Raw genomic sequence first — 550 nt, 5'->3', positions numbered from 1 at the left:
AGGCGCAGTCGCCGGCGTGGGCCGGGCAGCCGTCATCGGATCCGGATGCGCGCGCGCTGGGCCTGGGCCCGCACCATCTGGCCTATGTGATCTACACCTCGGGCTCCACCGGCACGCCCAAGGGCGTGATGGTTGAACATCGTGGAGTGGCCAATTATCTTGCGTGGGCCTGTGAAGCTTACGCGCCACGATCATCCTCGATCGTTTCTTCTTCCCTGGCGTTCGATGCGACGATCAACAGCCTGTTTGCACCGCTGATCTGCGGTGGTCATGCACGGCTGGTACGGGAACGCGATGAGGTCGCGGGACTAAAGGTACAGGCCAGTTCGGCATGCGGGCTGGTCAACGTTACCCCGAGCCATCTGGACGCGCTTGGACAACAGCTGCTGGCGGGCCCGATGGCCAGCCAGGTTGACCTGCTTGTTATCGGTGGTGAAGCGCTGTCGCATTCAACAGTCGAGTTGTGGCGCAGGGTTCAGCCTGGCGCCAGGATGGTGAATGAATACGGGCCGACCGAAACGGTTGTGGGTTGCACCTTTTACGAAATTCC

1 protein-coding gene is annotated in these 550 nt (G+C 61.8%); it reads left to right on the top strand.

Annotated elements, in window-relative coordinates:
* On the top strand, positions 1–550 hold a 550-nt coding region (locus ACLFKU_RS43965), incomplete at both ends, for an AMP-binding protein (protein WP_410853420.1).

The organism is Paraburkholderia sp. EG304 (assembly GCF_046543485.1).
In the GTDB taxonomy this organism is placed as follows: domain Bacteria; phylum Pseudomonadota; class Gammaproteobacteria; order Burkholderiales; family Burkholderiaceae; genus Paraburkholderia; species Paraburkholderia youngii.
The sequence above is the reverse complement of the archived record's forward strand: the minus strand, read 5'-3'. Positions and strand labels throughout refer to the sequence as shown.